Raw genomic sequence first — 1,634 nt, 5'->3', positions numbered from 1 at the left:
TGATCGCCTCAGAAATACTCATAAAGATAATTCCTTTTTCGCCTAATGTTTTCTTGAATGTTGTGGCTACTGATACGGAGTCAACCACAATATCCATTGCTACATTGTTCATCTTTTTTTGTTCATCAACAGAAATACCCAATTTCTTGTACATTTCCAGTAATTCTGGATCAACATCATCAAGGGTTTTGTTTGGATCAACCGTTTTTGGAGCTGAATAATAAGAGATGGCTTGAAAATCAGGTTTAATGTAATTCACATTTGCCCATTCTGGTTCAATCATTTCTTCCCAAGCTCTAAAAGCTTCGATACGCCAGTCAGTCATCCATTGTGGCTCTTCTTTTTTCTTAGAAATGGCACGAACAATATCTTCATTTAATCCAATAGGAAACGTCTCCGATTCTAATTCGGTATAAAATCCGTATTCATATTCTTTGTTTTCGAGTTCGATTTTTAAATCGTCTTCTGTGTATTTACTCATTATTTTTGTCTTAAAGTTTTAAAGTCTAAAGTTTTAAAGTCATCGTAAGTCTTTTCGACTTTATGACATTTGGCTTTATGACTATAGAGAGAATGATTCACCACAACCACAAGTTCTAGAGGCGTTTGGATTGTTAAATACAAATCCTTTTCCGTTTAATCCTCCTGAAAATTCCAAAATAGTTCCTGCTAAATACAAGAACGATTTTTTCTCAACAGCTATAGTAATATCGTTATCTACAAAAATTTTATCGTCATCTCCTTTTTTGTCGTCAAATTTCAAATCATAAGACAATCCAGAGCAACCACCGCTTTTTACTCCTACTCTCACGTAGTCTGTAGCAGCATCAAAACCATCATCTTTCATTAATTCGATGATTTTCTTTTTAGCAGTATCTGAAACTTTTATCATGTGCTTCTTTTTTATAAATCAATGCAGGCTTTAGGCTATATTGATTTTGTCTAAATTAACTGCAAAGATAAGGCATAAAAACGGTATTGCACAATAGATAACATTTTTATAACTAATGAGTGGATAGAAATTATTTATTTTGTTTTCTTTAGTAAAAAAAATAGTATATTTTTATCCTAAATTTTAATCTAAAACTGTACTAAAATTATGGAAAACAACTTAGAAAGCAATCAAAATTACACGCTTGACTTTAACGGAAAAGGAAGTGATTTTTTTGGAATCGTAATAGTCAATTGGCTATTAACCATCCTTACACTTGGAATATATTATCCGTGGGCAAAAGCAAAACAATTGCAATTTGTATATAGCTCCACTACATTAAATGGAGATTCCTTTTCGTTTCACGGTACTGGAAAAGAAATGTTTAAAGGATTTATTAAAGCAATTTTGATATTTGGTATGCTTTACGGTTTGCTTTTTTTGTTTATAAAATTACAAATGCCTTTCGTCGGAATATTCCTTTTTTACATTGGTTTTATTGCTATTTTCCCCATAGCCATTCATGGTTCTTATCGCTATAGAATGTCACGTACATCATGGAGAGGAATACGTTTTGGCTACAGAGGAGACAGGTCTGAGTTCATAAAACTGTTTTTAAAATTGATTGGACTGTCTATAATCACCTTAGGAATATACGGCCCATGGATGGTTATTAACATGCGAAATTATTTATTAGGAAATG

At 32.1% G+C, this 1,634-nt stretch carries 2 protein-coding genes and 1 pseudogene; 1 reads left to right on the top strand and 2 read right to left on the bottom strand.

What is annotated here, in order from left to right:
- Together WBQ70_RS04700 and WBQ70_RS04695 are read right to left on the bottom strand one after the other, a co-directional pair.
- Positions 1-481, bottom strand: a pseudogene (locus WBQ70_RS04700) (Fe-S cluster assembly protein SufB); the annotation flags it as partial.
- Positions 482-562: 81 nt separating this feature from the next.
- Positions 563-892 (bottom strand): HesB/IscA family protein, encoded by a 330-nt coding sequence (locus WBQ70_RS04695; RefSeq protein WP_423911248.1) that lies wholly within the window; start codon positions 890-892, stop codon positions 563-565.
- A 207-nt stretch (positions 893-1,099) separates the two neighbouring features.
- Here WBQ70_RS04695 and WBQ70_RS04690 point away from each other — a divergent pair.
- Positions 1,100-1,634, top strand: a 535-nt coding sequence (locus WBQ70_RS04690; RefSeq protein WP_423911246.1) for a YjgN family protein, incomplete at its 3' end; no start/stop codon positions are given.

This window comes from Flavobacterium sp. (assembly GCF_049590715.1).
GTDB lineage: Bacteria > Bacteroidota > Bacteroidia > Flavobacteriales > Flavobacteriaceae > Flavobacterium.
This window is presented reverse-complemented; position numbering and strand designations above follow the sequence as displayed.